Origin of the sequence: Gimesia fumaroli, assembly GCF_007754425.1 — a bacterium.
GTDB classification, from domain to species: domain Bacteria; phylum Planctomycetota; class Planctomycetia; order Planctomycetales; family Planctomycetaceae; genus Gimesia; species Gimesia fumaroli.
The window spans coordinates 6,310,812-6,337,407 of record NZ_CP037452.1; the positions used below are offsets into that span (position 1 = coordinate 6,310,812).

The following is a 26,596-nucleotide window of genomic DNA, read 5'->3' on the forward strand; positions in this document are numbered from 1 at the left end:
GGCGTTTCACAGGGACTATATAGTGCCATGCTACGTAAGAATATTTTTGATAACGTGTGCTTCTTCGACGCCCGTGAGCTTGGTATCCAGACCCTGAAATTCCACACTGAATCGTTGATGATTGATTCCGAGCAAATGTAACATTGTTGCATGTAGATCACGAATGTGGACAATATTTTCTACGGAATTATAGCCTAATTCATCCGTTGCACCATGGGTAATCCCGCCTTTTATCCCTCCCCCGGCCATCCACATGGAAAACCCTTTAATGTGGTGATCGCGGCCTGCGCCTCCTTTGCCCTGGAACATGGGAGTCCTGCCAAATTCCCCTCCCCAGATCACGAGGGTTTCATCGAGCATACCACGTTGTTTGAGATCATTGATGAGAGCCCAGGTTGGTTTATCGGTTAAGCCGCAGCAGGTATTCATATAGCGAACCAGACCGCCGTGATGATCCCAGCCGCGGTGATAGAGATGAATAAAGCGAGAGCCACGCTCGGCCAGACGTCTGGCCAGCAGGCAGTTGGTGGCGTAGGTTCCCGAGCCTGATTCCGCGCCGTACATTTCCAACGTCTGCTTTGATTCGCTGGACAGGTCCATCAGTTCGGGAACAGAGGTTTGCATTTTGAACGCCATTTCGTAAGCAGCGATGCGAGTTTCAATTTCGGGATTGTCCACGCGTTGATTGCGAAAGCGGTCGAGTGTCTGAACGGTTTCGATTAATTCTTTCTGCTGACGGGCACTGACGCCGGCAGGGTTCTTCAGATAGTTGACCGGGTCGCCGGTCGAATTGAACTGCACTCCCTGATAGCGACTTGGGAGGAACCCGGTGCCCCACTGACGCGAAGCGATCGGCTGCGGATTTCGTCCGCCGACACTGGTGAGTACGACGAAGCCCGGCAGTTCTTCTGTTTCGCTGCCCAGTCCGTAAGTGAGCCAAGAGCCCATCGAGGGCCGCCCACTGATGGCAGTTCCCGTATTGAGAAAGGTGTGTGCGGGGTCATGGTTGATCTGCTCGGTGACCATCGAACGAATAATGCAGATATCGTCTGCAATTTTTGCTGTCCAGGGAAGGAAGTCACTGATCTCCTGTCCGTTTTTTCCGTACTTACGAAATTTGGTTAAAGGCCCCTGGCATTTCAGTTCTTTGCCTTGCAGCTGGGCAATGGGTTGACCTTTGGTGTAGCTCTCTGGAAATGGTTTTCCATCCATCTCGGCTAACTTAGGTTTATAGTCAAACGTTTCCAGGTGTGTGGGACCTCCGGCCATACACAGAAAAATCACCCGCTTGGCTTTTGGTGCAAAGTGCGGTAATCCGGGCAGTCCGCCGACCAGTGACGGCTTCGATGGTGATTTAGCTGAAGCGGTTGATTCAGCGGATAATAGTGAACTGAGTGCCGCCGCTCCCAGACCGACACCGGAATTTGCCAGGAATGTGCGACGGTTCAAACTGGTTTGTATCTGATCGAGATTCATCATTCTGTTAGTTCCTCGTCACGACTTCATTCAGATTCAATAAGGCGCGTGTGACTTCCGTCCAGGCTGCGAGTTCTTTGGCGTTTAATTCCTGGTTCGTTTTCGCCAAGCCGGATTTTGTCAGTTCAACGGCGGCTTTGGGCTGTGACCGATATTCACGGCGATTGGAGTTTAATAAATTGAGCAGTACTTCCGTTTCCCTGTTTTCAGGAGCTCGCGAAGTTGCTTTCGTGAACGCATAGCCGATTTTTTGTGCATCCGAATCGCCACCGTTTAGCAAAACATCTTCGGCATACTTACGCGAGGCTTCTACAAAAGTCGGATCGTTCAGCAGAGTCATCGCAGCGATCGGAGTATTCGATCGGGGACGCTGCGCCGTACATTCTTCACGGCTGGGGGCATCGAAGGCTTTCAACATGGGATGGAGAAACTGGCGTTGCCAATGCACATACAGGCCGCGACGCCATTGGCGGTCGTCTGTATCTGCGACGTATTTCCGTTTGGGGAAATTCAAATGACGATAGTAGCCGGCTGGCTGATAGGGTTTCACGCTGGGGCCACCGATCTCAGTGACTAATAAACCGCTGACGGCCAGTGCGTTATCTCGAATCATTTCAGCCGGCAGTCGAAAGCGTGCCTGTCGATTGAGACGCTGGTTGAACGGATCCTGTTTTCGCTGTTCCGGCGTTTCGAGAGAAGACTGCCGATAAGCGCGGCTCATGACGATGAATTTGATGGTCTGCTTGACGTCCCATTGGTCTTTGTAAAATTTCAGTGCCAGTTGATCGAGGAGTTCCGGATAATGAGGCGGCCCTCCCTGTCCTCCAAAATCGTCCAGTACGGGAGCGATCCCGCGGCCGAAGAAGAGGTACCAGAAGCGGTTTGCCATGACGCGTGCTAACATTAAGCCGTATCCGTCTTCAGCTGATAACCAGTTCGCCAGATCCAGGCGAGTTAAGCGATCCTTTTCTGTTTTCAGCGTTCCCAGAAATTCTGGAATAGCGGGTTGAACGACGGGGCCGGTTTCATCAAGCCAGTTGCCGCGAGGCAGAATTCGAATTTCCCTCGGTTTGATGGAGACCGTAATCATCGTTTTTATCGCACGTTTATCGATGGCGGCTCGGTCTTTTTTCAGTTGTTCCAGTTTTTGTTTGAGAGTTTTTTGTTCTTCCTTTTGTTTGGTTGTTTTCAAAGCCTGTTGGGTCGTTTTCATGTTGGCTTCGATTTCTGAGATCTGTTGTTTTTCCTGATCGGTATAGAGAAAGATTTCCGGTTCTCTGATCGTGGGAATCCGGTCTGCACCGCGCCTCAAATGCTGGTCTTCATCGATGTCGGCAAAAAACGAGACGAGCGAATAAAAGTCTTTGGTGGTATAGGGATCGTACTTGTGATCGTGGCATTGGCAGCAACCCATGGTGGCGCCCATCCAGACCCCGGAAAAATTCCGAATGCGGTCGGCGGCATAGATTGCCAGATATTCTTTGCGCTGCACGCCTCCTTCATGGGATGTCTGCAGCACGCGGTTATAACCGGTGGCGATTTTTTGCTGCAGGGTGGGATTAGGCAGTAAATCTCCCGCTAACTGCTCGCGGGTGAATTGATCGAAGGGAAGATTTTCGTTAAACGCGCGGATCACATAGTCGCGATAGGGGGAGATGTGATGGTCCTGATCGCCGTGATACCCGACCGTATCTGCAAAGCGGACCAGATCCAGCCAGTAAATCGCCATCCGCTCGCCATAATGGGGAGAAGCCAAGAGTCGGTCTACAAGTTTTTCGTAAGCGTCTGGACTTTGGTCTTTGACAAACTGATCGACTTCCTGGGGAGTGGGTGGCAGTCCGGTCAGATCGAAACTGAGCCGACGAATTAACGTGACTTGATCGGCTTCCGCGGCGGGCTGCAGGTTCTGTTGTTCCAGACGCGAAAGAATGAAACGGTCAATCCAGTTCACGGGCCAGCTTTGATCTTTGACTTCGGGAACCGGAGTTGATTGCGGCTGCTGATAGGCCCAATGTTTGGACCAGGGAGCACCTGCAGCGATCCATTGTTTAATTAAATCAATTTCGGCAGGCTTCAGCGATTTTCCAGAGTCAGCAGGCGGCATGACCAGATCGGCGTCAGTACTGCTGATGCGATCGAAGAGCTGGCTTTGATCGGGCTTGCCGGGGTGAATAATAGCTGCATCGCCTGTGGTTGATTTGAGTCCGGTTTCGATATCCAGACGGAGGTCTGCTTCGCGGTGTGTGGAATCGGGGCCATGACAGTGAAAGCAGTTTCGGGAAAGAATCGGTCGAATGTCACGATTGAAACTGACTTGATTCTGTGCAAAGCTGACCTGAATAGGGATTATCAAACAGACAAGCAATCCTATCCAGGTATGTTTTGATCTTAACCGGTACATGGAAGTTCGCCCTCAGTCGGGGACGCGAGAGAAGTGCCGGGGACGATTTCAGCAGAACCCGGTGTTCCTGGCACATCAAACGCGTTGCAAACTGGTTTGGTGATACCGATCCGTAACGAATGGAGTTAACGGTAGCCAGACTCCCAAAGTCCGGCAGGTAGAATTTCTTGAGACTATTTCTCTAGCCTGCTGACCAGAACCAGTCTCTATCACAATAATAGCAGGCGTTTAGCCCCTGTGCAACGATCTGTTCTGGTGATTGATCTTGAAATCAAACGTGACAGAACTTGACAACGAACGATTTTGTGACGAACTTCAACAAAAGTGTTGTGTCATTCCAGACGAACTCATTCTTGTTGCGAAATCTCTATACCCAGGTATCCCTTATGCGAGTTCCCACCTTTCAGGATGTTCAGGAAGCACTCCCCCGTGTACGTCAAGTTCTGGCACCGACGCCTCTGTATGAGTGGCCCGGTTTGAGCCAGTTGACGGGAGCTCACTTTTTTTTGAAGCATGAGAATCACCAGCCGGTTGGTGCGTTCAAAGTGCGTGGGGGAATTAACCTGGTCAGTACACTTTCCGAGGAAGAACGCGCGGCGGGAATCTTAGGCTGTTCGACGGGCAATCATGGTCAGTCACTCGCGTATGCAGCACGCATGTTTGGTGCGAAATGTACGATTGTGGTTCCTAAAAATAATAACCCGGATAAAGTGCGTGCCATCAAACTTCTCGGCGCGGAAATCATCGAAGCAGGTAGGGACTTCGATGAAGCGAAACGGTATCTGGAGCAGGAACTCATTGGCGGAAAAGAGCGTTACGTACATTCCGCTAACGAGCCTCTGCTGATTGCCGGCGTGGGAACTCAGGCGATCGAAATCTTTGAAACGCTGAAGGCACCGGATGTGATTCTCGTTCCTGTCGGCATGGGGAGCGGTGTCTGTGGCACAGGCATCGTAGCCAGACACTTGAGTCCGACTACGGAAATCATTGCTGTGGGAGCTGAGAACGCACCGGCAAATCAATTATCCTGGAAAGCGGGAACATTGCAGACCACAGATACTGCTGACACTTGGGCCGAAGGAGTGGCTACGCGATCGGCGGCTGAGTTAACACAGGAGATCATGAAATCCGTCGTCGATGATTTTCTGCTCGTCGGTGAAGACGATATGCGAATCGCCGCCTATCATATTCTCAAAGAGACGCACAACCTGGCAGAAGCTGCAGGCGCTGCCGCACTTGCGGCGGTCTTGAACAATAAAACGCGATTTCAAGGTAAGACGGTCGTAGCGATTCTAAGTGGCGGCAACTTGAATCTGGCAGAGCTTCCGGAAATCTTACGCCTCGGTTCAGAGCAGTAAACCCGATCTGATCATCAATAAAGGAACAGGGAAAAATTAAGCTCATTTAATTAATCCCAGTTTGAGAATTCAATTCCGCCTTTGATTGGAATTCCCTCTCGGTAATTGTTACCGTAAATGGCAAACCGGAAGTAGTGTCTTATCAGACTTGAAATGGTACGATGTCCGAAATGGTCCGCACGCTCTTTGGCGTGTTCGCCAGGCATTGATCACCAGTCAATTCAGGGTTGATGAACCATTAGTATTGATCGTCGATTCCGAGTTTGTTCCTGCGAGATAGATCATTTGAGGGAAACATGAGATTTAAAGATCGCGCCGTAATTGTAACCGGTGGCAGCAAAGGGATTGGCGAAGGCTGCTCGCGTGTATTTTGTGAAGAAGGCGGCCTGGTTGCGATCTTGGCACGCGGCATGAAAGCAGGGCAGGACCTGGCCCGTGAACTCAATGAAAAAGGTCCGGGCAAAGCAATCTTTGTTCAATGCGATGTTGGTCAGCATGAACAGATTTTATCTGCGGTTGAGCTGGTTGTGGAACAGTTTGGCCGACTGGATTGCATCATCAACAATGCCGGAGTTCATCCGCCGGCAATGTCGCTGGAAGAAACCAGCATCGAAGAAATGGAAGAGCTGATGCGTGTGAATTTTCTCAGCACGTTTGCCGGTGCGAAGTATGCGTTACCTCATTTACGAAAAACCAAAGGGACGATTATCAATATGTCGTCGATGACTGCGGTATTGGGGCAACATCATTCGACCGCCTATTGCTCTACCAAGGGAGCTCAGGTCAGTTTTACAAAATCGTTGGCGATTGAACTGGGAGAAACCGGCGTACGCGTGAACGCGATTCTGCCGAGTAATATTGATACACCATTAATGCGAGATTGGGCCGAGTCACTGCCCGACCCGGAAACAGCATTGAAACGCGTTTCTGATCTTCAGGTTTTCAAACGCATGGGAACGATTGAAGAGATGGGACGTCTGGCACTCTTTCTGGCGACCGACGATTCGAGCTTTTTGACCGGACAGGCCATTGAAGCTGAAGGGGGCGCCAGCCTCGACTATTGATTCAACAGATTTTTTAGTCAGAACCATTGAATTTCGAATTGTTACATTCATTCTTTACACAATCAATATTGAGATAAGAGGACATCATTATGACAAGCTTGCGCAGAGGGTTTCATTTTCTGATTGTTATATTCTTTCTGGGAACCGCTTACCACACCTATGGAAATCTGGTGGAAGAATATAAGAACGGCTTGATTTGGAAAGAACCAACCGTCGTGACCGCTAATCCCAACCAACCACCATCGGACGCGATTGTGCTGTTTGATGGAAAGAACCTGGACCAATGGAAAGGCGGCGATAAATGGAAAATCAAAGATGGGTATGCTATTACCACCGCTCAAGACATCGAAACGAAACAATCCTTTGGTGATTGCCAGTTGCATCTGGAATGGGCGACTCCCGAAAAAATTGAAGGCAAAGGACAGGGACGCGGAAATAGTGGCGTCTTTTTGATGGGAAAATACGAAGTTCAGATTCTCGATTCTTACCAGAACAAAACATACTTTGACGGTCAGGCCGGATCGATTTATAAACAGTACCCGCCGATGGTCAATGTCTGTCGCAAGCCGGGAGAATGGCAGACTTACGATATCATTTTCAATGCTCCCCGGTTTAATGAGTATGGGCAACTGGTCAAACCGGCTTATGTGACTGTGATCCAGAATGGGGTCGTTGTTCAAAATCATACGGAACTGCAAGGTGCTACCTTTTATCATCAGCCACCGTTTTATACGGCTCATGAAGAGAAGTTGCCGATTCAGCTGCAGTTCCATCGGAACGATACCCGATTTCGCAACATCTGGGTTCGCGAAATTTCTGAAGTCCATCCGACCGGTTGTGTCTGCCCCCAGTAAGAACTTCTTATTTCAAGACAATTTGTGACACTGGAAACAGCGTTTGATTTACTAACTAAGGATGAGGGTTAACAGCATGGCCGTTTTTCTGGGTGTAGATATTGGAACAAGTGGAACGAAAACGCTGGCAATGCAGGAAGACGGAACCATTCTTTCTTCCGCGACGGTCGAGTATCCGCTCTACAGCCCTCATCCTGGCTGGTCAGAACAGGAACCGGAACACTGGTGGCAGGCGACAATTAAAAGTGTGCGCAAAGTCTTGAAAGCGGGTAAAATTAAGCCAGTAGACGTGAAAGGGATTGGTCTGAGCGGTCAGATGCACGGGAGTGTGTTTCTGAACAAGAAACACGAAGTCATCCGGCCTGCTCTGCTCTGGAATGATCAGCGGACGGCTGCGGAATGTGCTGAGATTGAAGAGCGTGCCGGCGGTCGGAAGAAACTGATTCGCATGGTGGCGAATCCTGCGTTGACTGGCTTTACGGCACCTAAAATACTCTGGTTACGGAATCGCGAGCCAAAAAATTTTGACAAGACGGTCCAGGTATTACTGCCGAAAGATTATGTTCGCTTTCGTCTGACGGGAGAGTTCGCAACTGAAGTCAGCGATGCTTCGGGAACGTTACTGTTGAATGTCAAACAGCGAAAATGGAGTCGTCCGTTATTGAGCAAACTGGAGCTGGATGCAGGACTGCTGCCGGCCGTTTATGAATCAGAAGATGTCAGTGGTCATTTGACTCAAGATGCAGCCCGGCTGTTGGGACTTACCAAAGGCGTGGCCGTCGTTGGTGGCGGTGGTGATCAGGCCGCTGGTGCAGTCGGAAATGGAATTGTCAAAAAAGGGGCGATCTCTGCGACAATGGGAACGAGTGGGGTTGTCTTTGCCCATAGCGATGAAGTGCAGATCGATCCTGAAGGCAGGGCACATACATTCTGTCACGCGGTTCGTGACAAGTGGCATGTGATGGGCGTGGTGCTTTCAGCCGGCGGCAGTCTGCAGTGGTATCGGAATCAACTTTGTGAACAGCAGGTCGCGCTTGCCAAACGACAGAAAGTGGACCCGTATCAACTGATTACCGAACAGGCAGCCGAAGCACCTGCCGGGAGTGAGGGGTTATTTTTCTTACCTTATCTGACTGGAGAGCGAACACCACATGCTGACCCTGACGCCCGGGCAGCGTGGATCGGGTTAAGCTTAAGGCACAGTCGCGCTCACTTGAGTCGCGCTGTGATTGAAGGGGCCACGTATGCAATGCGTGATTCTTTAGAAATCATCAAGGAGCTGAATATCCCGGTGAAGGAAATTCGTCTTTCCGGTGGTGGTGCGCGAAGCGAATTCTGGCGGCAGATGCAAGCCGATATTTATGGTCAAAAAGTCGTAACGATTAACGCCGAAGAAGGTCCTGCTTATGGGGTTGCGTTGCTGGCTGCTGCCGGGACAGGAGCATATAAAGATGTAGTAGAAGCGTGCGGTGCCACGATTCGAGTCATTGAGAGCACAAACGTAAACCCTAAAAACAAAAAAACATACAACCAGGCCTATCCTGTCTATCGAGGTTTATATTCCTCATTAAAAACTGATTTTCAGGAGATCAGAAGTCTGGTCGACTAGGCTGGTGTCCACTATCCAGCCTCACTCATAAATAAGTATAATTCGTCACTACGCTACAGATTCTTAAAGAGGGATCATTTGAATCGGAGCGAATATGAGTCGTGTCAATTGTACAACTGAGGCGAAACAGTTAATTTAGAGTGAGTAAGAACGCGCACTTTATTCAGCGTTGTTCTGTCTGTATTTGGTCAAACCCATTGAACGGAAGAGAGTTCGTCGAAGTCTTTCGCATGGGATGCCGAAGTAAACTATTATAGATCCAGGGAACCTTGTCCGTTCCATTTTGGATAAAGTGGTATAAAATAAACGTCATTGCCGCTAATCTCCTTTACCTGCCTGCAGACAATCTCAGAAAAATATAGTATATTCTCTACATTTCGGCCGAGTTGTATTGATCAATGCTTTCTGAGTGCCAGGTAAATTATCGATAAGCTGGGCGTGACTTTTGTTGAAAAAGTGTAGGACCGTTTCTGCAGATGAGTAAAAGCCAGGAAAATAACAGTGGATCAACTCAAGGCCCGTTTTGTGTCTGGTCTGGAATTGGATTCACGAACTTCATCAAGCTGCTGAGACTGCGTCCCACGATTCGCTGGTCTGGAATGTTTCGTTTGATTTCCTCCGGATTATTCAGCATTTCCAACTCATTATTGAGCTTGATGGAAAAGTTGGTTTTTAGTCGGAAAGTAAATAAGACGAAACTGGAGCCGCCCGTTTTTATTATTGGCCACTGGCGGAGCGGAACCACTTTACTCCATAATCTGATTTCGATGGATAAACAGTTTATCTATCCCAATATGGGAGCCATGCTGTTTCCATCTCATTTTCTGCTCACCGAGCCTGTATTAAAACAGGTTGTACGGCGTTTGTTGCCAAAACAGCGTCCTATGGACAACATGCCGGTGACCTGGGATTTACCGCAGGAGGATGAGACGTCGATTATGCTGCTGCATTTGATGTCTCCTTATCTGGCAATCAGTTTCAGCGATCAGCCCGAGGTTTATGAACGCTACTATGAACTGGATCAATTGACGCCCAAAGAAGCTTCGCTCTGGAAGAAAACATTTATCTATTTCATGAAGAAGCTGACATACAAGGCCGGCGAAAATAAGCGTGTCTTGCTGAAGTCTCCGACGCATACGTTTCGGATCCCGTTCCTGCTGAAAATGTTTCCTGATGCCCGTTTCGTTTATATCTATCGAAACCCGTATAAAGTTTATAATTCCACATTGCATCTGCGTCGAACCATGTTTGGCGATAATGGTTTCGCTCCTCTCGATATGGAAAAATTAGAAGAGGATATGGCGAATATTTATGAGAATCATCTGCACGTTTATGAGCGTGATCGCCAGATCGTGCCGGAAGGTCAGTTACACGAAGTTCGCTTTGAAGATCTCGAAGCGGATCCAGTAAGTGAGCTTCGAAAAGTATACGAGCACCTGAATCTTTCCGGCTTTGAAGAGTTAGAAAAGAATATGCAACCGTATTTGAAGGATCAAAAATCCTATAAGAAAAACAAATACGAAATGGACGCCGACCAGGAAAAGAAAATCTACGAACGCTGGCAAAAAGCATTCGAGATGTTTGGTTATGAGCGGTTACCTTCTGATGCTCTGGTTAAAAAAGAATGCGTTACGTCTTAAAGCTGCATCAACATTCAAAACAAGATGATCTGCGCGATTTCACTTTTCTTTGTCTGAAGTGGAATTTTTATCTGACGTCTGCTTTTTCTTCTCTTTCAATTCCAGGAGCTGCTTTTCGAGAACGCGTTGTTGATCTTGGATTCGGGAAATCAGGTTCGTTGATCTGACGCGTGAAGCGCTCATATCTCCAATTGCCGACAAGATCACCCAGAACGCGATTAAGAGAATACCGCCCCAGTAGGCAGCGAACAGTCCCGGATATGATTTCCAAGGCATGTAGGGGGCGTCGCCGATCATGATCAGAAATCCGATCAAAACCAGCAGGCTCGAAGTTTGCATGCGTCGCCGGTATTGTTTAGAGAAGAAACGAAAGTCGTCATCGCTTAAGTCTTCGTCATGCTGGCGATGGAACCATGAGGTCCGATGCAATTGAATCAGTCCCGCACCAAATAAAACCAGCAGGGTTCCAACTATTATGCCCGGGATCGTATCTGTCACAATTTCTGCATCCTTGATCGGTGGTGGGAGAAATCCCTTGGGGGTTTGAAATGTTACCAAATCACTTTTCCAGTCTTCTCGGTTTAAGTCTAACAAAATCAGTTTGAGATGAAACGTGTCCTATGAAATTTATTTTGAAGACGAGCGAGGCACGGAAAAATAGTGAAGTAATAAAGAACCCTTATTTCGCTGGAATGACATTCAATAGATGGGGGAATTAGGGAAATGTTGCGTTTTTGCAACATCCGATTCCTGAATTGAGTGCCCGTTTTTTTTCCTGGACGTAGTGATTTGATTTAATTCGGGCGAAGCAGGGCCTGATTCAGTACCCGGAAGTTCTGCTATACGGGTTACGGGGAGAAGTATTAATGCTCTTCAGAAGCAGTCGTAGAGATCGTTTTGGGGAGTGAGCGGAACAAGATTGTGAAGTAAATCCCGACAAGCACGATACCGGGAATCCACCAGAAGAGGGCTGTATTGAGCTCATTGGCGGGGGGGGATGCATTATAGATGGTCAAGCTGAACTCGGGATTCAAGCTGGGCAGCATATTGGGATACAGGGCTGCAGCACCGCTGAAAATGACCAGATAAATGAACAGAGCTGAGCTTAAAAACGCTGCCATATTGTGATGTTTGATTCGAAATAAGAACGAACCAATCAGAGCCAGAATTGCACCGACAGGGAGTGCCAGGATCCAGGGATGGGATGCATAGCTTGCTTTGGCAAGTGGCTGAACCGAGTAGCTGGCTAACAGTGTCAGCGCGGTTAGCCCCGTCGTCAGATCCCATAGCCAGGAAGCAACTCGTCTGGATCGTTGCTGAACGGCTCCGTCGGTTTTTGCAATGAGCCAGAGTGCACCATGATGTAAAAGGATCACGGCGGAGGTCATGCCACTCAAGATCGTGTACCAGTCCAGAATTCCTGTTTGAGTCCCAATCCGAAAATCGGTCCAGAGCGGTTCAAAGAACGTCCCTGTTTGATCCAGGGGAACACCGCGAAATACATTCGCCATGGCTGCTCCGAGAATGACAATCAGCAAACTGCTGGAGACAAACAGCATGATATTCCAGAAATGAACCCACAGGGAATCGGAAAGATAATGCGGCAATTCAATACTGATGGCCCGGAAGATCAAGAGCCAGACGACCATTGTCAGGGGGAGATAGAACCCACTGAATAGCGCACTGAGAAATACTGGAAAAGCCATCATCATGGTTCCGCCGGCAGCAATCAACCAGACTTCATTTCCATCCCAGACGGGAGCAATGGACTGGATGATCTGTTTCTGTTCGGGCCGATTGTCAGCAAGAAACAGGTGCAGTACGCCAATTCCCAGGTCGAAGCCATCCAAGACCAGGTAAGTCGAAATCATCAAGAGTAGTAGAATATACCAAACCGTTTCCATCATTCTAAGTACCCGCCTCCGTTGCTGGGTTTGCTTGATCGATACTTAATAATTCAGGCCCCTGATTGATAATTCGTGTTGCGAGAAAGAAGTATAACACGGACAGAAACAGATAGAGCCCCATGAATCCGAGCAATGTGAACATGATATTTCCCTGTGAAATATTTTTTGATGCGCCATCGACGGTTTTCATCAAACCATAAATTAACCAGGGTTGACGCCCGATTTCTGTCGTAAACCAGCCTGCTGTATTCGCGATAAACGGGAACGGCAGTGCGAGCATGAGCAGCCAGAGAATGGTTCGACTGGTATACAACTTCTTTTTCCAGAGCAACAACATGCACAGCCCCATTAAGGCGATGAAAAGTGTTCCGAGCCCAGCCATGATGTGATAAGAAAAATAAAGTAATTCGATGTTATCAGGCCAGAGATCGCGATCGTATTCGGTCAGGCCTTTGACTGTCGCATTCCAGCTGTCATATGTCAGGAAGGAAAGTGCTTTGGGAATGACGATCGGATTATCAATTTTGAGTTCTTCCAGATTAGGCTGACCTATCAGGACCAGGCCGGCACCATCTTCGGTGTGAAAGTGCCCTTCCATTGCCGAAAATTTGACAGGTTGATGTTTCTGAACCTGCTTGGCTTCCCAGTCACCGGTTGGGGCGGCGGCGATGATACTCGCAACAAACCCAACAATCACAGCCACGGAGAGATACCGCCGAGTGATTTCCAGATGTTCCCCTTTCAGTAAATGATATGCACCGATCGAAGCCATTGTAAAACTACCTGTAATCACAGAGCCGGTCATGGTATGCAGGTACTGTTTGATCGCCCAGGGGTTACTGAGCAGCGCCCAGATACTAGTCAGATGGAAAACACCCTGTTCGTCGATCCGATATCCTACCGGATGCTGAAGAAAGGCGTTCGTACAGATAATGAAGTAACCACTGAGCCACGTTCCCGCTACTAACAGAAAAGAAACGATCCAGTGGGCGGTCCTGCTCAGTTTTTTTTCACCGAAGATCAAAAGATACAAAAACGTCGATTCCAGAAAAAACGCGAAGATGCCTTCCATCGCCAGCGTTTGCCCCAGGATCGATCCGGTCGATTTCACAAGTTGGGACCAGTTAGTTCCAAATTGAAATTCCAGGGGGATGCCTGTGACAACTCCCATCAGAAATGTGAGTCCAAATATTTTGAGCCAGAAGCGCGCCGCCGCATCAGCCCAGGGATTTCCCCTCAGCCCGATGGTCTTGAGAATGAAGATCAACAGAGCCAGGCCCATTGTCAATTGGGGGAACAGATAATGGTACGATGCAGTAAAAGCAAACTGGACTCGATGGAGTAATATTGAATCAATCATACCTTTGAATCCATTTCGCCGGTGATGCGTTCTGTTAGAAATTTCAGTGAATCAATTCCATGTCTGTTATATGAATCAGGGGGCATTCTGCAACCAGTAGATGAGTACTTTACCCACTTTCGCCATGCTGGCCCCTGAACAGTAGCGTGGAATATCTCGTGTCGTATGCCACGCGGGGTAATCAAAGTCGATAATATCACAGGTTGGGATTCGTGCAATTTCATTCAAGGGTAAATGATCGTCTCGGATTTCAAATTTGGCTTGTGGGATGAACTGCTTCACCCCCATTCTTTGCGCGGCTTCCCAAATACTGCGCGTCAGTTGAGGGGCGTACTTGAGACTGTTTTTTTCCATATAGATTGCCAGATTTTTATCTGCAATCATGTCAAAGAGAACGCCGTAGACGTATTCATAATCCCGTGGTTCTGTCTTGTATTGTTTGGCAAAATATTTTGAACCGAGGAAATAGGGATCGTTTTCACGATAGACGAGTTCTTCGCCATCAAAAAACACGAAGTCGACGCCGTAGCCATGGCTGATTTTCAACTCGTGCATCATATTTCCTAATTCCATGAGGAAAGCAACGCCGCTGGCACCATCGTTCGCACCAATAAAGAGCCCCCGTGGTTGTCTCCGATCACGGTCGGGGAATGGTCGTGTGTCGTAGTGGCAAGCCAGCAGAATCCGTTTTTTTGCTTCGGGATTCCAACTGACTATCATGTTATTCATCCGCACGGGAGTTCCATTTAAGGGATGCGGAGCGTCGAACGATTGGAATTGAACCTGGGCTTTCAGCTTCCTGAAATGTTCTGAGATTAACTTTTGTTGTGCCGCCATACCGGGCGAACCGCTGATACGTGACTTGAGGCGGCAGATTGTTTTCAGATATTCATAGGAGCGGCCGGCATCAAATTCGGGTTTGGTGACTGGTTCGGCAGCGGTTAAAGGGCAGAGCGGAAACAGCACTATCACTATAAGTATTCGAACTAGTTGCCATCGTCGCCACATATAAAATTGCTTTCTCAATCTGTTGCCGATGAAACCTGATTGACCAGAGAATATTCTATACAATTCAGGAATCAATTTGTGATTCTTTTTAGGTGAATAATAGTTTGATCGACATACAAACAATAGCCGTATAGAGCACGGCTCGAATGAAACCTTCCCCTTTTTTGACAGCCAGATTCGAACCAATCCAACCACCGGCAGACATTCCCAGCATTAAAATAAAGCCTGTGACCCAGTCAATTTTTCCCTGCCAGGCGAAGATTCCAATCGCCGCTAATGTGTACGTTGCCACAATAAACACCTTGTGCATGTTGGTTCGCAACAGATCGATTTTCATGGCACCATTCATGATCGCAATCAGGATAAAGCCGATGCCTGCCTGAATAAAACCACCATAAAATCCTGCAAGGACCATCAATAAATGACCCGTTAGCGTGTTCTCATGATGAATGGCCGGGGACTCTGGGGGGGAATCCGATTCTTCTGAGGTAGTAGCCTCAGACGTATCCGATGTTGCTTTCTTTTTACGTTTGCTGAGTATCATCCAAACGAGGACACCTAGCATGACGATTGCCAGTACACGGTTGAACCAGGTGTTATTGAGTTTTGATCCCAGGAAGGCTCCCAGAAACGCCCCCGGAAGAGCACAGAGCGCTAATGAGAAACTGAGCCGGAAATCAGAAAACCCTTTATGGCGGAAACCGGCGATGGCGGTCAAGTTTTGCCCCAGAATCGCTATGCGGATGGTGCCATTCGCCACAGCGCCGGGAATTCCCAAAAACACCATCGTTGGCATGACAATTAAGGACCCCCCTCCAGCCAGGACATTCAAAATACCGGCAAGAACGCCCACGCCCGCCAATAAGAGATTTTGCCACCAATCCATGGTTTTTGATTTCCCTTAACTAATTTGATCGTTCAGACAGTGCGAGCCTGGAGTTACTAAGGAGCTGAATTCCATTTCCTCAGTTGAGAGTTTACAGGCTTTTACAACAGAGTATCAATCGACATTTGTGGAAGAACGCAAGTAAAACAGAAATCTGACTAAGCAAGGAGTGAGGCGATCATACCGGACAGTACAATTCCGTCCCAAGTTCCCGCTCCCCCGATGCTGATAGAAGGCGCATCCAGTTTTTTGAAATCTTTCCAGTGCATCAAATCTGCTCCCAGCAGAGGACCTGAGATGCCGATTACAAACGCAACGGGAGCATAGAGAGACCGGAAGTCGACTCCTAAATCTCCCTGCATGGGGGCCACGATTCCAAAACCAAACCAGGTTGCCAACACGGCAGTCAGTGGAGGAATGAAGACGGGCATGGCAATTCCGATTCCCGGGACCAGACGTGCCATACGATAGCACATAAAGGAGTTGAGACAGATTCCTGCCAGCGCAACAATGACGGGAGTCGGTCCACCAGAGATAATAAATTTCGAAAGCCAGACCGCCAGAAGAACGGGAATGATACAGCCTCCCAAGTTGACTGCGATGATCGCTTCCTGACGTAATTTTTTCATTTGTGGCATCAGTTGCAGACCGGCCAGCGATTCAAACATCGGGACATTCACTTCCTTATCAAGCGGGAAGCGGGCGATCGGAAAGTTAAACAATGATCCGAAGATCATGCCGATCAGAACCAGAACCGCTGCTTGCGGACTGAGGTGTAGGTTTCGTAATGCTGTTTCCGCCAGATCGACAAAAATTAAAGGCATCATACAGCCAAAAAAGACCATTAGGGTCAGAATCATGCAGCCCGATAACTGGGCGGATTGAAGATTGTTCGGTTGCTGTTGAGGCACTGTCTGATTTCTTTCCGTGAATCAGGATGGTTGCTGTTGAGACTCGATACATTTAAACAGGGGCAAACATTCTGTTCTCCCATTTTCTGGGACATTTTAGCCAGTTGAACCGGATTCCTGCAGGTCCTTGGCGGGAATATTCGGAACAATTCCTACCTTCTCGCCGAATTCATCAAGGGGAGCCTCCCGGGAAGGATGACATTCCTCCGCGTCCCGCTACAATCAAGGTATGGTAGGTAATTCTTTTGGACAAGCGTTTCGGATTACGACGGCTGGCGAAAGCCACGGTCCGGGCAATGTGGTGATTATTGATGGCGTTCCTCCGGGAATTCCGATCAGCGTGGAAGATCTACTCGTCGATCTCAATCGTCGCAAACCAGGTCAAAGTAAGATTGTGACCCAGCGGAAAGAAGCCGACCATCCTGAGATTCTCTCCGGAGTGTTTGAAGGCATTACCACGGGTACCTCACTCGCCATTCTGATTCGGAACGAAGATCAGCGTAGTAAAGATTACGGCGATATCAAAGACAAATACCGTCCCGGCCATGCAGATTACACTTACGACGCCAAATATGGCTTCCGTGATTATCGAGGCGGCGGACGATCCAGTGCGCGTGAAACAAATGTCCGTGTCGCAGCCGGAGTGGTTGCCAAGAAAATTCTGGCAACTGCGTTTAGTGGACGGATTGTGGGTTACGTAACTCAGGTTGGTCACTTAAAAGCCGAAATTGCAGATCCCACTTTGATTACCGCCGATCAGGTCGAACAGTTTTCCGATGGCAGTTTGAACCCGGTGCGTTGTCCCGATCATGATCTGGCTCGCCAGATGATCGAATTCATCGATCAGGTACGAAAAGAAGGTGATTCCATAGGCGGAGTCGCAGAAATCGTGGCGATCAACGTTCCCGCGGGATTGGGGGAGCCGGTCTTCGATAAGTTGAAAGCCGACATCGCCAAAGCCTTGTTCAGCATTCCCGCTGTTCTGGGAGTCGAATACGGATCGGGTTTTGGATGTGCGACAATGCGGGGCAGTCAGAATAATGATCACTTCATCGCTGAAGCAGGAGAAGACGCTCCGATTATTACCACAGACACAAACCGGCATGGAGGAAGTCTGGGTGGCATTTCAACAGGACAGCCTCTTGTGTTTCGTGCTGCGGTCAAGCCGACCAGTAGCCTGTTGATCGAACAACCAACGGTGACAAAACAGGGTGAGCCGACAACCATCCGAACCAAAGGGCGACATGACCCCTGTCTGTTGCCTCGATTTGTTCCGATTGCCGAAGCGATGATTGCGATCACGCTTGCCGATCATTGGTTGCGTTGGCGTGCCCAATGTGAAGCGGCTCCCAATCGCACTCACAATGATTAAGCAGAGAGTACTCTAGCATGGCCTGGATTCAAAAGCAGATTCGACTTCCTGCCTTAAGACGGGGCTTTCATCTCGTAACACATGAAGTGCTGAGCGAAATTCCCGAGTTATCACAAGTTGATGTTGGCATCATGCATGTTTTTATTATGCATACGTCAGCTTCACTGTCGATCAATGAAAATGCCGACCCGGATGTCCCCGTTGATTTGGAGATGGCCTTTAACAAGATCGCTCCCGAATCGTTTCCGTATGTGCATACCTGCGAAGGTCCCGATGATATGCCTGCCCATGTCAAAGCCTCAATGATTGGGAATTCGCTTACGATTCCGATCAGTGGCGGCCGACTCTGTCTGGGCACGTGGCAGGGAATCTATCTCTGCGAGCACCGTAACCACGGCGGTAGTCGTCGTCTGGTGGTGACGATTCAGGGCGAGTAACCACTCTGAACGCCTTTCGTCTTAACTGTCCTTTGCACCGACACAGTATAAGTGCTTGTCCGAGCGGATAAAGAGATCACCATCACTCACTGCGGGAGAGGCACTAAAGTCTTCATTGTCATTGGTCAGACGATTAACAGAGATTTGTTCCAGTTTGTCGCCGGCCTTGATCACATACGTCTCGCCGGAGCGGGAAGTGTAATATACTTTGCCGTCGGCAACGATGGGGGAGGAATAGTCGCTACCACGAAAACCACCGCCTCCTCTACCCCCGCGTCCGCCAAAACGATTTCCGGCTGGTTCTTCTCTCTCATCGGCTGCGACAGCGTCTCCTTGTTCGAGTCGTCCCCGGAAGATGCGTTCGCCGGTTTTGGCATCGATGCAGTTGGCAATGCCACGCGAGAAGAAATAGATTCGGTCCTGATAAATGACGGGGGTTTCAATTCGGTTCGCATCCCGGCCTGACCAGAGGACGTGTGATTTGGTGACGTCCCCTTTTCCATTGGCTCGCACGGCGATCGATCCGCCGCCCCGTCCTTCAATTCCGTAAACTACTCCATTCTGAGCAATCACACTGGAGCAATAGGTCTCGGTCGGCATGGCTTCACAATACCAGCGCAGTTTTCCGGTGTCTGGACTGAGTCCCCAGATTTCATAGGGAACGCCGATCACCAGGTCGGTTCGCTTATCACCATGGTTCACTAAAATGGGCGTGCCCCAGGTTGAGTTGAAGCCCGATGATTCTTGTCGCCAGACTTCTTTACCAGTCTCTTTATTCAACGCGACAATCGCTTCGCTTTCTGCCGTCGCCGTTACAATGAGCAGATCTTTATACAAAATAGGACTTGAGGAAGACCCCCAGCGGCGGGGATCAAGTTCATCGCCCACAATCGTTTGCCAGAGCTGATTGCCTTCGAGGTCGAACGCAACGGCTCCCGATTTACCGAAATAGGCATACACCCGCTTGCCATCTGAGGTGGGGGTGTGCGATGCATAACCATGTTCGGCGAACATACCTGTATAGACATCTTCAGGTAGAACCGGACCGACTGTTTTATCCCACAGGATCTTACCACTTTTTCGATCCAGGCAGACAAGGTGCCGCTTGAGATCTTTCTGATCACCGAGGTCATTCCGATTCATCCCATAGCCCGACCAGCAGGTGACAAAAACTTGATCACCGACAATGATCGGACTGGATGAACCGGGACCTGGTAGTGCCACTTTCCATTTCAGGTTTTTCTGAGGACTCCATTCAGCAGGAGTAGCCTGCTTTTCATCAGAAACCCCTGAGCCATTTGGCCCGCGAAACCGCATCCAGTCTGCCTGAACGCTTGAGGAAATGAACATCAACAAAGCGAACATAGCAATTTTGAGGTGCATATCAATGTCTCTGAAAATAAGATGAGATAACGAGCCAAATGGAAAAGAACGTCTTAATTTTCTTCTGGTTCAGGACGCTTGGGACGATCGCTGTCGGGACGACGTCCACCACGATTACCCCGATCTCCGCCGCGCGACCGATTGCGTGAGTTAAACTGTTCTGCCATTTTGGTTAACTCAGCTTTATCGACTTCTTTATCTTTGTTGGTGTCGATCCGATCAAACATCGGTTGCATCCGCTCGGGCAATTCATCTTTGGTAAGTTTGCCATCTTTGTTTTTGTCGTTGTTCATCATCCGCGAGACGAAATCACCAGTACGATTTCCTCCATCTCGTCTTCCAAATCCACCTTGGCCACCTGAACCTCCGGGGCCACGACGGTCACCGTCGCGTCGGGCGAAACCGCCAAAATCAGGACGCAATTCTTCCTGGGTTAACTTGCCGTTTTTGTCTTTATCCAGTTTTTGAAGAGCCGCAGTCGCATTCTCCATTTCCTCTTTGGAGATTTCGCCATCCTTATTGACATCGAGAACCACGATGATCGGCATCATCATCAGGAAGTTGGGACGCCCGCCTGGTCCACCAGGACCGCCTCTGCGGGGACCACCGTCTCGAGGGCCTCGTTCACCGCGATCGCCGTCGCGAGGGCCACGCTCACGCCCTTCAGGCCGATCACCTCGTTCAGGTCGATCGCCACCTTCAGGAGGTTGTGCAGGAAGTAGTGTTGTCGCACAAATTGCGAGCAGAGCTGTGCTGACAGAAAGTAGATGTGTGAAACGCATCTGTTGGTCTCCGGAAATGTGGTTTTGAAATGTTAAATGTCTCTAGCCAATGGGTTTACAACAATGGCCGTTTATTCAATTGAAAGTTGTTTTCGAGCCCCAAATCAGATCGGGGGGGACAACTTCTGAAACTTTAACGCAGCTGATTCAATTGAATCTACAAAAATCAAACCCGAGAGACGAGAAAATGTTTCGAAAAACTCGCCATTCTCAAAATAATTCCAGGAACTGAAATGAGCGATCAAGACTTTCTAGTCTGAATCAAAAAAGCACGCTTCCAGAAAAATCTGAAAGCGTGCGGGGGGGTAGGTAAATACAATCAATATTTCGATCGAAGATGAAATTATTTAAACGCAGTGACTCCAGGCATTGCGACAGGTGGAACGGGAAGCGGGCCCCATTCGTAGCTGGCGGGAGTCAGATCTTCTTTCGAATTGATCGCTTCGTCCCAAGTAATCGATTTTCCGGTGTAGGCAGCCATGCGTCCCATGATAGCGAGCATGGTGCTCTTGGTCATGTAATCGCCATTATTGATGGGATTACCCGAACGGATACTGTTGAAGAATTCGTCATGCTCAACCTGGTACATATTTTTACTTTTTTCACGGAACTGCCAGGTCTTTTCCCCTTTCGGATCATAGATGCGGTGTTTGAAGACATCGACGCGACCTTTGGTTCCAAATACATGATCCGAAACATCAACAGCACAACCATCCTGCTGACGACAACGGCTGAAGCCTTTCACGCCATTGGGGTATTCGTAAACAATGGCAAAGTGATCGAAAATGTGACCATATTCTTTACCCGTTCGTGTTTGACGGCCCCCGGTTCCACTACAGGAGATGGGAGTTTCATCTTTCATCGTCCAGGCCATTTTATCCAGACTGTGAACGTGTTGTTCGGTATTGAAATCACCGGAAAGCCAAGTGAAATACAGCCAGTTTCTCATTTGCCATTCCATATCACTCCATTCTGGTTCACGCTTAAACATCCATAAGCCACGGGTGTTGTAGCTACACTGAATGGCCATCACATCACCGACGGCACCTTCGTGAATTTGTTTGAATGTTTCACGCATGCCTTGGTGATAGCGCCAGCAAAGACCTGACACGATTGAGAGATTTTTCTCTTTCGCCAGTTTGCAGGTTTCCATTACTGACCGAACACCGGGTGCATCAACGGCGACGGGTTTTTCGGCGAAAACATGTTTGCCTGCTTCGATTGCAGCACGCAACTGCATTGGGCGGAAATGAGGAGGTGTTGTTAACAGAACCACATCTACGCAGTCAATTACTTTCTGATAAGCATCAAAGCCAATGAATTTGTGATCGGCGTCGACCTGGACCTGTTCTGCTACAGGATTCTTTTTCAGATTTTTAAAACTTGAATCAAGATGGTCGTAGAAAGTATCGCCCATCGCAACCAGTTTGGCATTTGGATCAGCAGCCAGTGCTTGTGCGGCGGCTCCTGTTCCCCGTCCCCCACAACCGACCAGACCTACGCGAATGACATCAGTTCCGCCAGCAAACAGGCTGGATTGCAGAGCAGCCGTCTGGGGCGTTCCCGCAAAAACGGCACTGGACAAGGTGGAAGCAGCAGCAACTGCTGCCGAGCCGGTTTTAATAAAATCACGACGCGTTGTTGAGCTGGAAGGCTCAGATTGCTTGTTAGTCATTTGAGGGTCCTGAATTAGTTAGTTTCATTGAAAAATGAATCCTTAGGATACCACAGGTAATAGACCGTTTTCGAGGCAAAAAAGGGAACTACTCACAGGTTTTTTAGTCCAAATCTTGAGAGCTCAGTCCGTTATACGGTTCTCGAAGGCAAGTCGTTTGAACTGCTGCTCCTACGTTTGGGGCAGATACAGCACTCATTATTGTGAACAAGTGCTATTTTCAGATTAACCGGATTGAGTGAGGGCGTCGATGTGTTCGCGTCCAAACCGTTGGAGGCTGGCAGCGCCAAGATTGACGTAATGTTGCCAGGTCGCCTTAAGGCGTTCCTGTTGCTGTTCTGTGAGCACTTTAATCTGTCGGGCGGGACAGCCGGCCCAGAGCGTATTCGGAGGGACATGAATTCCTTCGCGGACCAGAGCGCCCGCGGCGATCAAAGCGCCTTTCCCAATAACACAGCGGCTGAGCACAGTGGCACCAATGGCGATCATGGCATCGTCTTCCACAATAGAGCCGTGCACGATGGCTGCGTGTCCCAACGTGACTCGATTTCCGAGAATGCAGGGATGTTTGTAATCAGTATGCAGGATCGATCCGTCTTGCACATTGGTTTCTTCACCAACTTCGATGTATTCCAGATCGCCGCGCAAAACACATTGGTGCCAGACGGAACTGCGGGCTTTGAGACGAACGCGGCCGGTGACGATGGCATCCGGAGTCACCCAGGCTGTCGGATCAATGACCGGAATCGAGTGCAGCGCGTTCCAGTCACAGTCGACTTCAGGATACGGCAGATCGGGAGGTGTGGGGATCGAATCTGATTCCGCGGGCCATTCCGGAGAAGAGTCTGAATTATTCATTCGTGCTACACTCCTGCTGTTCGGGGCTTATGGGAGTAGCCTGGGTGAGGGTGTTGTTGGGAATGGCAGGACGTTTTTTTTCCATCAGAAACAGTCCGCCAATGGTCAACGCGGTCCCGCTTAACAGCCAGACCGTTACCTGCTCATCAAAAAAGCAGACTCCGGCAAACGCGGCCATCGCAGTTTGTGAGGCGTTTAATAAATTGACACGTGTGACTGTCAGGTATTTCATCGAAGCACCGATGGCGAAAAATGCAATCGCATTCATAATACCGCCGACCAGCATTACCAGATATTGCCAGGGAGTTGTCTGCCAGAGGATCTGAAAGCCGAGTCGATAGAAGGCAACACCAGTCAAGCAGACCAGCCCGGTAGTACTGATCAACACAAGGCTTGCCGAAATAGACATCTCGCCACGGACGGTCCCCCGGATCATGACTCCTCCTCCTCCATAGGCACAACCGGCAACGCAGGCGACAAAAATTGTCATCGCAACGGTGACAAACGATCGGGTATGGTGCTCCATATGTTCAAACACAGACTCTTCTGCCTGATGAGCCCCCAAACTCAGTACGACAATCGCCGCCGTCAGAATAATCATCGAGACAAACATCCGCGGGGTGATCGCTTCATCCAGAAAGATTCGTCCGAGGATGGCCCCGGTAAACAGCAGGGTGGCGAAGCAGACAGGAACAGTAAACGCCAACCCGCCCAGGCTCAGTGACCATTGAAACATTACATTTCCCCCGAACTGCATCAGTAGTCCGGTCAGGATCAAGGGAATGACGAGTCGTTGTGGAGGCAGAGCAGGCAGACCCTTTGAGCCCCGGTAAGCAACGAGTGTCCAGCCTACGATTGTCGCAGGGACTGATTTCAAGGCGGAGATCCAGATTGCCCAGTCGGCATTATTATCGACGGCTGCTTCCCGCAGGGAGATGTTGGCGGCCGTGTATGCGACTGCAGAAAGAACCCCGAAAATGGTTCCTTTGAGCACGGGAGACATCCCGCTGGCTTCCTGGTTCTCGGTAAGATCTATCTCAGTTGAGGCAGAGGGAATATCAGAGGACTCTTTAATCGTCTTCACCCTCTTGTTCCAGACGCTGTAGTTCGATAATGCGAGGGTCCAACTCCTCAACAATCGCATAGCGTCCTTCTGACCAGCGGAAAAAATCGACGTCGCGACATTTCTTACTGCAAAATGGGAATGGCGACTGGTCGTCACTGGCTTTAAATGTGACCACCTTACGGCAGATGGGACATGTTTGAGGTTGGATCATCGGAGCCTCAGACGAAAAAAAGAGGAGCAATATCAGAGCCTGAAACTCCTATATAGATCATTCCAACGGAAATATCAAAGGTAATCAGGAATCAGATGAAGTGCTCTTTTTCGAGCTGCTCGAATCGGTGCTGCTTTTTGATTCGGAACTGGAAGATTGTGCTTTACTGTCCGCTTCTGCTGCTTTTTTATAAGAGCTGCTACGGTAATCAGTTTGGTAAAAACCAGATCCCTTAAAGATGATCCCTGCACCAGCGCCAATGACGCGTTTGGCTTTCAGTTTTCCGCAGGCAGGACATTTTCGGAGTGGTTTTGCGGTAATTGACTGAAACTCTTCCCATTTATTGCCGCATTGGGAACATTCATAATCGTAAGTTGGCATCGATCTCTTCTCACAAAATAAGCCAATGAGAAATAAATTAACTTTCAGTAGGACCGGAGGAAACGATTACTTTCGAGGGGCGAACCACTCGGTTGTTCAGGATAAAACCCTGCTCCAGTTCCTGAATGACGGTCATTGGAGGATACTCGTCTGATGGCATCTGCTGTAACGCTTCGTGCAGGTTTGGATCAAAAGGTTGTCCTAAGGCTTCAATCGCTTTGACATGGTGTTGTGCGAAGACATCCAAAATCTGCTTCGCTACCATTTCCACACCACGTTTGAGTTCGTCAACGTGATCAGCACTTTCCGCCGCATCAACGGCTCGTTTCAGATTGTCCAGCGCTGGTAACAGATCCTGAATAAACGGAGCCGCCGCATATTGTCGCATCTGTGCCAGTTCTTTTTGATGCCGTTTACGGGCGTTATCCAACTCTGCCTGTGATCGCAGAAAACGATCCTGGTTTTCATCACGCTCAGAAATTGCGGACTGCAATTGTTCTTCTATTGTAGGCATTTCCTGCGCCGCTTCACTTTCTTCAACCGAATTTTCTTCAGTCTGATTTTGGATTTCTTCAGGCTGTTCCATATCTGCCATGCTTCTGACCTATAACGTTAATTTAAACAGATCTAATATTGAGTAATACAAAAGAGGCTCCCACATACTGAGTAAAATTAATCAGCGTGTGTGAAGTATTCCTTTAATTTGTCAAAAAACGAATTTCGATTGGGGCTACGGTGTTGAGAAACTTCCGCGTGTTCAATTTCTGCTAATTCCCGCAGTAATTCTTCTTCCCGTTCTGAGATTTTCTTAGGCACATCGATCTGCACAACAACATGCAGGTCGCCGCGGCGTCCTCCGCCATGTGGATTCGGCATACCCAGGCCTTTCAGGCGAAAGACTTCACCTGGTTGGGTCCCCGAAGGAATTTTCAGATCATGCCGACCTTCCAGAGTCGGAATTTCGATGTTGGCACCTAACGCTGCTTGTGTGTAAGTAATCGGGACGTGACAGCTTAGTTCTTGATCCTGACGACGGAACAGAGGATGTTCGTCGACACCAACAACCACGTATAAATCGCCCCGTGGTCCCCCATTTAAACCGGGATTGCCCTCACCTCTAAGACAGAGTTGCATGCCGTTATCAATGCCCGGAGGAACCTTGATGTCTAATGTAATTTCACTGGAAACCCGGCCTTCACCTCGGCAATCAGAACATTTTTCAACAATAACTTTTCCTGCACCACGACACCGTGGGCATGTTGTCTGAACCCGGAAAAAGCCTTGTGACTGAACGACCTGACCCGCTCCTCCACAGTAATCACACTCATCTGGTTGTGTCCCCGGTTCTGCACCAGAGCCATGGCAGGTTTCGCAGGTTTCCTGACGCGTAATACTGATTTCTCGGTCACAGCCGGAAGCGGCATCCAAAAGATCGATTTGAATATTGGTACGCAGGCTTTCTCCCTGACGGGGGCGATTTCCGCCTCGCTGCGAGGAGCCTCGGAACCCAAAACCTTCGAACAGATCGCCGAATGCACTGAAAATATCAGAGACATCATGGAACTGGCTGCCACCAGCGCCGCCAAAATCGGCATGGCCATAGCGATCATAGTGAGCGCGTTTCTGCTCATCGCTCAGAACCTCGAAGGCCTCGGCGGCTTCTTTGAAGCGCTTAACCGCTTCCTCATCCCCGGGGTTTCGATCCGGATGATTGGCCAGCGCCAGCTTTTTGTAGGCTTTTTTAATTTCAACGCTGGTCACTTCGCGCGATACACCGAGGATTTCATAATAATCGCGTTTCGATGCCATATCTCACAACTCATTGTTTAAAGGTTTCGAAATGTACCAAGTCCGCTCTGGTAGATTTCTGACTTCCACAGTTCGGTTAGAACTGAAAAAAACGGGCCACCATTTTTACGGCGGCCCGTCTGATATCACAAAGTCCCTACTGAAACCG

The 26,596-nt window shown here is 49.1% G+C and carries 24 protein-coding genes; 7 read left to right on the top strand and 17 right to left on the bottom strand.

Annotation, left to right across the window (positions count from 1 at the left end; translation table 11 throughout):
• Positions 1 to 30 precede the first annotated feature (30 nt).
• Together Enr17x_RS23960 and Enr17x_RS23965 are read right to left on the bottom strand one after the other, a co-directional pair.
• Entirely contained in the window at positions 31 to 1,479 is a 1,449-nt protein-coding gene (locus Enr17x_RS23960; RefSeq protein WP_145312200.1) for a DUF1501 domain-containing protein, read from the bottom strand.
• Positions 1,480 to 1,483: 4 nt separating this feature from the next.
• On the bottom strand, positions 1,484 to 3,829 hold the full coding sequence (locus Enr17x_RS23965; RefSeq protein WP_232100836.1) for a DUF1549 domain-containing protein: 2,346 nt from the start codon (positions 3,827 to 3,829) through the stop codon (positions 1,484 to 1,486).
• Between the two features lie 434 nt (positions 3,830 to 4,263).
• Here Enr17x_RS23965 and Enr17x_RS23970 point away from each other — a divergent pair, with 434 nt between their 5' ends.
• The 5 genes from Enr17x_RS23970 (at position 4,264) to Enr17x_RS23990 (ending at position 10,402) form a co-directional block, all read left to right on the top strand.
• The gene (locus Enr17x_RS23970; protein WP_145312202.1) at positions 4,264 to 5,235 is read left to right on the top strand and encodes a threonine ammonia-lyase; all 972 of its coding nucleotides are present in this window, start codon (positions 4,264 to 4,266) and stop codon (positions 5,233 to 5,235) included.
• Between the two features lie 296 nt (positions 5,236 to 5,531).
• On the top strand, positions 5,532 to 6,299 hold the full coding sequence (locus Enr17x_RS23975; RefSeq protein WP_145312203.1) for an SDR family oxidoreductase: 768 nt from the start codon (positions 5,532 to 5,534) through the stop codon (positions 6,297 to 6,299).
• A gap of 89 nt (positions 6,300 to 6,388) precedes the next feature.
• Positions 6,389 to 7,153 (top strand): 3-keto-disaccharide hydrolase, encoded by a 765-nt coding sequence (locus tag Enr17x_RS23980; RefSeq protein ID WP_145312204.1) that lies wholly within the window; start codon positions 6,389 to 6,391, stop codon positions 7,151 to 7,153.
• Between the two features lie 76 nt (positions 7,154 to 7,229).
• Positions 7,230 to 8,762, top strand: coding sequence for a xylulokinase (gene xylB, locus Enr17x_RS23985; protein WP_145312205.1), 1,533 nt, complete (start codon positions 7,230 to 7,232; stop codon positions 8,760 to 8,762).
• 476 nt (positions 8,763 to 9,238) lie between these two features.
• Positions 9,239 to 10,402, top strand: coding sequence for a sulfotransferase family protein (locus tag Enr17x_RS23990; RefSeq protein WP_145312206.1), 1,164 nt, complete (start codon positions 9,239 to 9,241; stop codon positions 10,400 to 10,402).
• A gap of 39 nt (positions 10,403 to 10,441) precedes the next feature.
• On the opposite strand, the gene Enr17x_RS23995 is transcribed toward Enr17x_RS23990, so the two are convergent.
• The 6 genes from Enr17x_RS23995 to Enr17x_RS24020 all read right to left on the bottom strand — a co-directional run bounded on the left by Enr17x_RS23995 (position 10,442) and on the right by Enr17x_RS24020 (position 16,474).
• Positions 10,442 to 10,960 (bottom strand): hypothetical protein, encoded by a 519-nt coding sequence (locus Enr17x_RS23995; protein WP_145312207.1) that lies wholly within the window; start codon positions 10,958 to 10,960, stop codon positions 10,442 to 10,444.
• A gap of 305 nt (positions 10,961 to 11,265) precedes the next feature.
• Positions 11,266 to 12,309, bottom strand: coding sequence for a cytochrome d ubiquinol oxidase subunit II (gene cydB, locus Enr17x_RS24000; RefSeq protein ID WP_145312208.1), 1,044 nt, complete (start codon positions 12,307 to 12,309; stop codon positions 11,266 to 11,268).
• Between the two features lies 1 nt (position 12,310).
• Positions 12,311 to 13,669, bottom strand: a complete 1,359-nt coding sequence (locus Enr17x_RS24005) for a cytochrome ubiquinol oxidase subunit I (protein WP_145312209.1) — start codon at positions 13,667 to 13,669, stop codon at positions 12,311 to 12,313.
• A gap of 75 nt (positions 13,670 to 13,744) precedes the next feature.
• Positions 13,745 to 14,641, bottom strand: coding sequence for a M28 family peptidase (locus tag Enr17x_RS24010; protein WP_232100837.1), 897 nt, complete (start codon positions 14,639 to 14,641; stop codon positions 13,745 to 13,747).
• Positions 14,642 to 14,765: 124 nt separating this feature from the next.
• On the bottom strand, positions 14,766 to 15,563 hold the full coding sequence (locus Enr17x_RS24015) for a sulfite exporter TauE/SafE family protein (RefSeq protein ID WP_145312211.1): 798 nt from the start codon (positions 15,561 to 15,563) through the stop codon (positions 14,766 to 14,768).
• 158 nt (positions 15,564 to 15,721) lie between these two features.
• Entirely contained in the window at positions 15,722 to 16,474 is a 753-nt protein-coding gene (locus Enr17x_RS24020) for a DUF1614 domain-containing protein (protein ID WP_145312212.1), read from the bottom strand.
• Between the two features lie 229 nt (positions 16,475 to 16,703).
• Between Enr17x_RS24020 and aroC the strand changes: the two genes are divergently transcribed.
• Positions 16,704 to 17,846, top strand: a complete 1,143-nt coding sequence (gene aroC, locus Enr17x_RS24025; RefSeq protein ID WP_145312213.1) for a chorismate synthase — start codon at positions 16,704 to 16,706, stop codon at positions 17,844 to 17,846.
• A gap of 17 nt (positions 17,847 to 17,863) precedes the next feature.
• Positions 17,864 to 18,283 (top strand): secondary thiamine-phosphate synthase enzyme YjbQ, encoded by a 420-nt coding sequence (locus tag Enr17x_RS24030; RefSeq protein WP_145312214.1) that lies wholly within the window; start codon positions 17,864 to 17,866, stop codon positions 18,281 to 18,283.
• 21 nt (positions 18,284 to 18,304) lie between these two features.
• On the opposite strand, the gene Enr17x_RS24035 is transcribed toward Enr17x_RS24030, so the two are convergent.
• From Enr17x_RS24035 to dnaJ, 9 genes are all read right to left on the bottom strand, one after another.
• Positions 18,305 to 19,666: an outer membrane protein assembly factor BamB family protein gene (locus Enr17x_RS24035; RefSeq protein ID WP_145312215.1), complete on the bottom strand. Its 1,362-nt coding sequence runs from the start codon at positions 19,664 to 19,666 to the stop codon at positions 18,305 to 18,307.
• Between the two features lie 53 nt (positions 19,667 to 19,719).
• On the bottom strand, positions 19,720 to 20,448 hold the full coding sequence (locus Enr17x_RS24040) for an EF-hand domain-containing protein (protein WP_145312216.1): 729 nt from the start codon (positions 20,446 to 20,448) through the stop codon (positions 19,720 to 19,722).
• Between the two features lie 343 nt (positions 20,449 to 20,791).
• A complete protein-coding gene (locus Enr17x_RS24045) occupies positions 20,792 to 22,123 on the bottom strand; it encodes a Gfo/Idh/MocA family oxidoreductase (protein WP_145312217.1) in 1,332 nt (443 codons plus the stop codon).
• Positions 22,124 to 22,348: 225 nt separating this feature from the next.
• Positions 22,349 to 22,981: a gamma carbonic anhydrase family protein gene (locus Enr17x_RS24050; protein WP_145312218.1), complete on the bottom strand. Its 633-nt coding sequence runs from the start codon at positions 22,979 to 22,981 to the stop codon at positions 22,349 to 22,351.
• The gene (locus Enr17x_RS24055) at positions 22,974 to 24,065 is read right to left on the bottom strand and encodes a DMT family transporter (RefSeq protein WP_198000765.1); all 1,092 of its coding nucleotides are present in this window, start codon (positions 24,063 to 24,065) and stop codon (positions 22,974 to 22,976) included. The genes Enr17x_RS24050 and Enr17x_RS24055 overlap by 8 nt, the downstream gene beginning before the upstream one ends.
• Positions 24,052 to 24,258 carry a DNA gyrase inhibitor YacG gene (locus Enr17x_RS24060; RefSeq protein WP_145312220.1) on the bottom strand — a complete coding sequence of 69 codons (207 nt, stop codon included), beginning with the start codon at positions 24,256 to 24,258 and terminating at the stop codon, positions 24,052 to 24,054. The genes Enr17x_RS24055 and Enr17x_RS24060 overlap by 14 nt, the downstream gene beginning before the upstream one ends.
• Positions 24,259 to 24,342: 84 nt before the next feature.
• A complete protein-coding gene (locus tag Enr17x_RS24065) occupies positions 24,343 to 24,639 on the bottom strand; it encodes an FmdB family zinc ribbon protein (RefSeq protein WP_145312221.1) in 297 nt (98 codons plus the stop codon).
• Positions 24,640 to 24,676: 37 nt separating this feature from the next.
• Positions 24,677 to 25,234: a nucleotide exchange factor GrpE gene (gene grpE / locus Enr17x_RS24070; protein WP_232100838.1), complete on the bottom strand. Its 558-nt coding sequence runs from the start codon at positions 25,232 to 25,234 to the stop codon at positions 24,677 to 24,679.
• A gap of 77 nt (positions 25,235 to 25,311) precedes the next feature.
• A complete protein-coding gene (gene dnaJ, locus Enr17x_RS24075; protein WP_145312222.1) occupies positions 25,312 to 26,448 on the bottom strand; it encodes a molecular chaperone DnaJ in 1,137 nt (378 codons plus the stop codon).
• Positions 26,449 to 26,596: the final 148 nt, after the last annotated feature.

Bases quoted from the DNA above. Each gene is read 5' to 3' on its own strand.
- Enr17x_RS23960 (WP_145312200.1), bottom strand. From the start codon at position 1,479: ATGATGAATCTCGATCAGATACAAACCAGTTTGAACCGTCGCACATTC.
- Enr17x_RS23970 (WP_145312202.1), top strand. From the start codon at position 4,264: ATGCGAGTTCCCACCTTTCAGGATGTTCAGGAAGCACTCCCCCGTGTA.
- Enr17x_RS23975 (WP_145312203.1), top strand. From the start codon at position 5,532: ATGAGATTTAAAGATCGCGCCGTAATTGTAACCGGTGGCAGCAAAGGG.
- Enr17x_RS23980 (WP_145312204.1), top strand. From the start codon at position 6,389: ATGACAAGCTTGCGCAGAGGGTTTCATTTTCTGATTGTTATATTCTTT.
- xylB (WP_145312205.1), top strand. From the start codon at position 7,230: ATGGCCGTTTTTCTGGGTGTAGATATTGGAACAAGTGGAACGAAAACG.
- Enr17x_RS23990 (WP_145312206.1), top strand. From the start codon at position 9,239: ATGAGTAAAAGCCAGGAAAATAACAGTGGATCAACTCAAGGCCCGTTT.
- cydB (WP_145312208.1), bottom strand. From the start codon at position 12,309: ATGATGGAAACGGTTTGGTATATTCTACTACTCTTGATGATTTCGACT.
- Enr17x_RS24005 (WP_145312209.1), bottom strand. From the start codon at position 13,669: ATGATTGATTCAATATTACTCCATCGAGTCCAGTTTGCTTTTACTGCA.
- Enr17x_RS24015 (WP_145312211.1), bottom strand. From the start codon at position 15,563: ATGGATTGGTGGCAAAATCTCTTATTGGCGGGCGTGGGCGTTCTTGCC.
- aroC (WP_145312213.1), top strand. From the start codon at position 16,704: ATGGTAGGTAATTCTTTTGGACAAGCGTTTCGGATTACGACGGCTGGC.
- Enr17x_RS24030 (WP_145312214.1), top strand. From the start codon at position 17,864: ATGGCCTGGATTCAAAAGCAGATTCGACTTCCTGCCTTAAGACGGGGC.
- Enr17x_RS24035 (WP_145312215.1), bottom strand. From the start codon at position 19,666: ATGCACCTCAAAATTGCTATGTTCGCTTTGTTGATGTTCATTTCCTCA.
- Enr17x_RS24040 (WP_145312216.1), bottom strand. From the start codon at position 20,448: ATGCGTTTCACACATCTACTTTCTGTCAGCACAGCTCTGCTCGCAATT.
- Enr17x_RS24045 (WP_145312217.1), bottom strand. From the start codon at position 22,123: ATGACTAACAAGCAATCTGAGCCTTCCAGCTCAACAACGCGTCGTGAT.
- Enr17x_RS24050 (WP_145312218.1), bottom strand. From the start codon at position 22,981: ATGAATAATTCAGACTCTTCTCCGGAATGGCCCGCGGAATCAGATTCG.
- Enr17x_RS24060 (WP_145312220.1), bottom strand. From the start codon at position 24,258: ATGATCCAACCTCAAACATGTCCCATCTGCCGTAAGGTGGTCACATTT.
- Enr17x_RS24065 (WP_145312221.1), bottom strand. From the start codon at position 24,639: ATGCCAACTTACGATTATGAATGTTCCCAATGCGGCAATAAATGGGAA.
- grpE (WP_232100838.1), bottom strand. From the start codon at position 25,234: ATGGCAGATATGGAACAGCCTGAAGAAATCCAAAATCAGACTGAAGAA.
- dnaJ (WP_145312222.1), bottom strand. From the start codon at position 26,448: ATGGCATCGAAACGCGATTATTATGAAATCCTCGGTGTATCGCGCGAA.